The 6372-nt window shown below is 35.2% G+C and carries 9 protein-coding genes; 5 read left to right on the forward strand and 4 right to left on the reverse strand.

Going from position 1 to position 6372, the window contains the following annotated elements:
• Positions 1 to 121: 121 nt before the first annotated feature.
• From DW182_RS11705 to DW182_RS11715, 3 genes are read right to left on the reverse strand one after another with little or no spacing between them, the layout of a single operon-like run.
• The gene (locus tag DW182_RS11705; protein ID WP_118295635.1) at positions 122 to 505 is read right to left on the reverse strand and encodes an RteC domain-containing protein; all 384 of its coding nucleotides are present in this window, start codon (positions 503 to 505) and stop codon (positions 122 to 124) included.
• Between the two features lie 4 nt (positions 506 to 509).
• On the reverse strand, positions 510 to 737 hold the full coding sequence (locus DW182_RS11710; protein ID WP_199678583.1) for a hypothetical protein: 228 nt from the start codon (positions 735 to 737) through the stop codon (positions 510 to 512).
• Between the two features lie 38 nt (positions 738 to 775).
• A complete protein-coding gene (locus DW182_RS11715; protein ID WP_118295637.1) occupies positions 776 to 1807 on the reverse strand; it encodes an EFR1 family ferrodoxin in 1032 nt (343 codons plus the stop codon).
• A 93-nt stretch (positions 1808 to 1900) separates the two neighbouring features.
• On the opposite strand from DW182_RS11715, the gene DW182_RS11720 reads away from it, so the two are divergent.
• From DW182_RS11720 to DW182_RS11740, 5 genes are all read left to right on the forward strand, one after another.
• Entirely contained in the window at positions 1901 to 2839 is a 939-nt protein-coding gene (locus DW182_RS11720; RefSeq protein WP_118295638.1) for a GyrI-like domain-containing protein, read from the forward strand.
• Positions 2840 to 2973: 134 nt separating this feature from the next.
• A complete protein-coding gene (locus DW182_RS11725) occupies positions 2974 to 3288 on the forward strand; it encodes a helix-turn-helix domain-containing protein (protein ID WP_118295639.1) in 315 nt (104 codons plus the stop codon).
• A complete protein-coding gene (locus tag DW182_RS11730; RefSeq protein WP_118295640.1) occupies positions 3275 to 3568 on the forward strand; it encodes a DUF3876 domain-containing protein in 294 nt (97 codons plus the stop codon). The genes DW182_RS11725 and DW182_RS11730 overlap by 14 nt, the downstream gene beginning before the upstream one ends.
• 53 nt (positions 3569 to 3621) lie before the next feature.
• A complete protein-coding gene (locus tag DW182_RS11735; RefSeq protein ID WP_002560566.1) occupies positions 3622 to 3915 on the forward strand; it encodes a helix-turn-helix domain-containing protein in 294 nt (97 codons plus the stop codon).
• Positions 3916 to 4007: 92 nt separating this feature from the next.
• Entirely contained in the window at positions 4008 to 4508 is a 501-nt protein-coding gene (locus DW182_RS11740; RefSeq protein ID WP_118295641.1) for a GNAT family N-acetyltransferase, read from the forward strand.
• Between the two features lie 339 nt (positions 4509 to 4847).
• Here the strand turns inward: DW182_RS11740 and DW182_RS11745 are convergent, their stop codons facing one another.
• Positions 4848 to 6068 (reverse strand): site-specific integrase, encoded by a 1221-nt coding sequence (locus DW182_RS11745; RefSeq protein WP_118295642.1) that lies wholly within the window; start codon positions 6066 to 6068, stop codon positions 4848 to 4850.
• Positions 6069 to 6372: the final 304 nt, after the last annotated feature.

Raw genomic sequence — 6372 nt, forward strand, 5'->3', positions numbered from 1 at the left:
ATTTTTTAGTTAAACATTATTGTTTTCAACCGATTGATGAAGCAAAGTTCGGCAAACGGACGCAAACAAGTTAGGGGAGTAGATATACTACACCCCTAAAAATAGTTGGTAAATGACTGATTTACAGATAACCTTTGTTTTTACTTTCTTTGGTAATAGCTTTACGAAGCGTATCTAAAAATTCGGTTACTTTGGATGGTTTACGGCTAATAACGCTTTCATGCTTCTTATGAATATCGCCCAGCTTGATATTAAAGAGATGTTCAAATGCTCTTCCGATTTCTGTAAGTGGCGATTCTGCTCCAGTATGGGTAACTATTCTTTTAGATAGGAATAATCCGCTTACTATCTCCATTATTTCTACAAGATAGGTTTCAGTTGTAAGGTAAAGCGGAGAAATAGACGTTCTCTCTTTCTGTTGTTGAAATGGTTCAGGATGTTTGATTCTTAGGTCTAACAGGTTTAATTCAGCATTGATAATTGCTAACGTTTTTTGCAAGAACATCTTTTTAAGCGCATTTTTCCCCCTGCCCGTAAAGAGATGATGTTTCCAGTGAAGCTAACTCAATATGGGTAGCTGTAAGAATCCGATAAATAGAAAAATAATCATTTCCATTACTCACGGCTCTAATCTGTTTAATAAATTCACCATAGGCATTTTGCATTTCTTCGTTAGTAATTTCCTGTGAGGTTTCGGTCAAAAGTCCGAATATCCTCATTTGTAATAAATCATTCATAAACAGTTGAGTTTTATTTGTTAATATTGAATAGAACTTTACTGTACAGTATGATTTTGATTTGCTTTATATCTTCCCCAGAATTTATAATGTGTCAGAGAAGTTAGTGAAATCACTTTCGCTATGAACTTATTTCTTAATGCCCAATGCTGTATACGATATAAAACCAATAAAAGAGTGAATAATATTATATTGGAAACCAAAAATCTGATTATCCAATATACATTTGGCAGCAAGTCGTGGAATAGAAATGTACATACGGTTGATGTCAAAACGATAATAACGAGCCATAAACCATGTGTTGTTTCTATTGCTTGTAAAGGACAGTAATTCATACACTTCATGCAACTTTCACACTTCAAACTCCAAAATGGACGGGCGTTAATCATTCTGATTGCTTGGACGGGGCATTGCCTGATACAAAGACTACAATTATTGCATTTACTTGATGCATAATAGGATTTTGCCAAAAAGAATCTGCCAACGACATAGTATGCCAAAGCAATGGGAGATATTAATAAATCCTGAATTATATCTCTGTTAGAAGCAAAGTCTGTTTTTCCCAAATATAATTTTCCGAAATGACTTTGTATGCGATGGTAATTCTTTTCATAAATAAACCTGATAGCTTCTTTACGGGGTGCAGGGTGTATTGATAGCCAATTGGATGGCATATCAAAAGGTATTCGTCCGATGATGTTATATCCCTTTTTCTTTAGGATGAATGAGGATAGAAAGAACGCGATACCCGTTAATCCCGGAGTAATCATATTGCCTATTTTCATTCCTGCTCTAGTGTTCATCAGTACTACTTGATTATTCCCTTTTTGAAAACTACGAATAAAATCTAATGTAATTTTCGGATAGTTGAATCCATGTATAGGAGATATGATAATAATCAGAGATTCAGAATCTATTTCTTTCAAATACAGATCATTTTTTGAAGCAATATCAAAAATCCGGCAATATGTATTGTTTTCCAAAGCACACTTTGAGAACCATGAAGCTATCATTCGGGCATTTCCTGTCCCTGAAAAATAGAATATTATTACTTTCTCAATTTTCTTCATATTGCCTACAGTCTTATTAATATGTAAATATAGGCATCTCTCTATTGCTGCATTTTACATTTCTTGCTAACTTTATAGCAATATTATAAATGTATGAGTAATTTGGAAAAAAGTACAGAAGACTATTTATCAAGAGTCAACTCTGTAATTCTCTACATAGAGGAAAACTTAGATAAGACGTTGAATCTTGACGTTATATCTTGTCATGCGAATTTTTCTCCATTTCATTTTCATAGAATCTTCACGGCTTTACAAGGAGAAACTCCTGCTGATTTCATTTTAAGATTGCGGACAGAAAAGGCTGCAAGGTTACTTCTAGAAGATAAAAAGATTCCAATTGTAGAAATAGCCTATAGATGCGGTTTTTCCAATCAAACATCCTTTAGTCGTGCATTTAGAAAGTGCTTTGGCATGACAGCCCATGAATTCCGTAAACAAAAAAAGGCTGTTTTTTCTAGTAATAGACAATTCTTTAATTCTTTAGGGGAATTAGTTGAAAGAACTGATACCTCAATAAATAACAAACAAATTGATTCTTTTGCATTAGAGAATGTCACTTTTATTAAAAATCCATATATCTGCATGAAAAGGATGCCTAAATTTGAAGTAGCCTATTTGCCTTATACTGGTGATTTCTACGAAATTGGAAATACTTATACAACTTTATTTGATTGGGCTAATCAGAATCAATTATTTGACAGTCATTCTACTAGATTCTTTACCATTTATCATGATGATCCCACCATAACAAAGTTTGAGAAAAATCGTCAAAGTGTATGTATTACTATACCTAATAATATTAAACCAAAAGGAAAAATAGGGAAGCGGATTATTCCTGAAGGAAAATATTTGGTTGGTTCTTTTGACTTGTCTGATACTGAATATGATAAAGCATGGAACACAATGTATCTAACCGTTATAGAAAAATGCTATAAATTACGGGATGCTTCTATTTATGAAATGTACGAAGCAAAAGATAATAACTTATTTTCTCAGCCTTATAAAGTCTTTATGTGTCTTCCTATAGAATGACTTAATAGAGTTATAGTCAAAAGTAGACGGTATATACCACTTCCAGACAGTTTAAAAAACGTCTCTTGATTCTTCTTTCATTTGCTGGTGAAAGTTAAATCAACACGTTTTATAAACCATTTAAAAATGAAAGTATGGAAGTAGTAACCATTGAAAAGAGAACCTTTTCGTATGTATGCGAACGGTTCACAGAGTTTGCCAAACGGATAGAAAGTTTGTGCAGCACTCATACCCAGAAAGTAGAAAACTGGCTGGATAGTCAGGAAGTATGCCTGTTGTTGGGCTTTAGCAAGCGAACACTGCAATATTACCGGAGTAGTGGACGGCTGGCTTATTCTCAAATAGGCAGTAAGATTTATTATAAATCTTCTGATATTGAAAGAATTATTACAGATAGTGAAACACAAAATCAATCACCCAAACAAACCACGTCTTATGAAAAGAACTAAAGAAGATTATCCATCCTTCAACCTGTTTTCTATTGTCGGTACATGGGAAAGCGTTAATCTGAATCCTACGGTTATCATCTTCCGGAATGATAAAGAATATCTTCTTTCTATTATATATGTATCGGAAACCACCAAACAGGCTTCGCCCGCTACTTATGAGATACAGCAAGATGGTAGCCAGTATTTTATTGCCATTGCATCTAAACGGCTCTATATTGATTATGATCCGGCAAAAGATGTACTTAGCATTTCATCACAGGGTGACTATCTGCGTAACTAATCAGCCATATAGCCATCTTGAAATCAATATTTCAATAAAACAATCTTTCAATCATGGAACTAATAAATAAAGATACTCCGCAAGTCAAAGAATTTATATCTTCTCTTGATTCAATGCTGAACGGTATTGAATCCATTGTCAAGCACTATAAACCACATCTGAACGGAGAACGTTTTCTTTCCAATCATGAGGTTTCTAAAAAACTGAATGTCAGTTTGCGAACCTTACAAGAGTGGCGAGATACAGGGTTAATCCCCTTTATCCAAATTAAAGGTAAAATAATCTACCGCCAAAGTGATATTGATAAACTGCTCCAAAAGCACTACTTTGAAAGCTGGAAAGAATAACTATCTAAAAGAGTATGATTTCCACTATCTTAAAAGGAAACCTCTTTTATTAAGGTGGAAATTATACCTTTGCATCCCAAACAGTTGTAATCATGAAGTTTGTAATAGAATATGGCACATCTGCCGATATTGACGAATTAGAAAAGTTGTATGATGATCTGAATGATTATCTATCGGTTACCACCAACTATCCCGGATGGATAAAAGGCATTTATCCTGTTCGTAAAGATGCGGTTGCTGGCATAGAAAATAAAACTCTTTTCGTTGTCAGGCATGACGGAAAGATTACTGGCTCTATTATCTTAGACCATCATCCCGATGAAGCCTATAATAATGTAAGGTGGAAAATAGAAGCTGACTACAGTCATATTTTTGTGATACGCACTTTTGTGGTGCATCCTTTATTCTTGAAAACGGGTATCGGTCGTGCTTTGATGGACTATTCGTTTGAACTGGCTCAACAATCAGGCATAAAATCTATCCGTTTGGATGTGTATGAAAATAATCTTCCGGCAATCTCTCTCTATGAGAAATGTGGTTTTGAATACATTGATACCGTAGATTTAGATTTTGGCAACTACGGGCTGGACTAGTTCAAACTGTACGAGAAACTTGTTTAAACGCTATTCAAGTGAAAGACGTTTTCCTCATGCTAGCCCCGAAAACATTGTTTTTTGGAATTTAATTTGAATCATTGACTTTTCCAGTGAAGTATTTAGTCTGTGCAAGTCTTTAGATGAAAATACGCTCGAAATGTAATGAGAGGAAGATTTTCATCTAAACCGAAGGCTCGGACTTGAACAGGCTAAATACGGAACTTACCTTTGTCAATGTTTCATGTTAAGTTTTGAAAAACTTACAATAAAAGAAAAGGATTGAGAAAATGAAATTCATTCTTCCCAATCCTTTTTCTATATTGACTACTACCTTATTTATATAGCCAATTCCGACAAACAGCTATTTACTTTTTGCATATCCTTGAAAATATTCAGATCGAGTACCCGTGCATAATGTTTTGTTACGCTTGTATCTGCGTGTCCCAACATCTTAGCTACATTCTCCATACTCACGCCATTTGCAAGGCATATAGAGGTGGCATAGGAATGTCTGGCGGTATGAGTGCTTAGATTTTTGTGAATTCCGCACACATCGGCAATTTCTTTCAGGTAACTGTTCATGCGCTGATTACATAATACTGGCAATAGCTTTCCGGTACATTCTGCCACATTTTTGTACTTTTCCAATATAGAAGCTGCCACAGGTAGCACAGGAATATTACACATGATCTTTGTCTTTTGGCGGTTCTTTCTTATCCAAAGTTCCCCTTTGTTATCTCTAACCAAGTGTTCCGGTGATAAGTCTTTCACGTCGCTGAATGCCAATCCGCTAAAAATACAAAAAATGAAAACATCCCGTACCTGTTCCACTCGTTTGATAGTAAACTCTTTGGCGAGAATGATTTTAATCTCGTCCATCGTCAGGAATTCAGGATCAGTTTCTTCCAGCTTGAAGCGGTAGTAAGCGAATGGATCTTTCTCTATCCAATCGTTTTCCAAAGCAATGCGGATTATCTTCTTCAAGTTCTTCAATCGGGTGATAGCGGAGTTCTGCGCACAACCTTTTTCAATCTTCAAGAAAGCATCGAACTTGGAAATGAAGTTGGCTTCCAAGTTATTCAAGGCAATATCCGATAACTGATATTCTTTCTTAATGAATTCCTCCAAATATCGGGTAGTGGTTTCATACCGTTGAACGGTCTTACTAACAAAATCTTTACCGATCAGCTTACGGCTTTGTTCGTTATGCTCTCTGAATACTTGCAATAGTGTTTTGTTATCTTCATCCACACCATAAAACAACTTTCTCACAAGATCAACGGTGATAACCTTGCCGGAAGTTTCCAATTCCCTATAAATTTGGTGTATGTGCGAACGTGTGATTTCTAAGTAGTGGTTCAATTCCACCGACATACGGTCTTTGCCTTTTGAATTTTCTTTTGCCTGATTCCATAGGTTTACAGGACAGCTTCTTTTGATAGAAATATCTACCATACAGCCATTTACAGTAATTCTCATGCACACGGGTGCTTCACCGTTCTTTAATAATTTGCCTTTCTTGATGAAGAACAAAACAGAAAATGATTTTCGAGCCATTTTTACATCGTTTTTAAAGTTACAAAACTATGTATTCTCTTCCAAAGTATGACCATGCAAAAATCTATGAATCAGTGAGAAAGATACAAATTCGTGGGACTTTTTTCGACTAAATTTTAGTCCCACGATTTGTCCACCGATAATATGCTTGAAACGGCTATTTTCTGCTACCCGCTAGAAAAAAGAAATCCCTGATAATGTCTGATTATCAGGGATTTGCTTGATTTTTCTTTTGTTTTCAGTGATCCGCCTGGTATCCGAATTGAGCCTTTTTTTATTGGCGGAATATCAAGCGTTATCTTTT

This window comes from Bacteroides sp. AM16-24, from assembly GCF_003471885.1.
GTDB lineage: Bacteria > Bacteroidota > Bacteroidia > Bacteroidales > Bacteroidaceae > Bacteroides.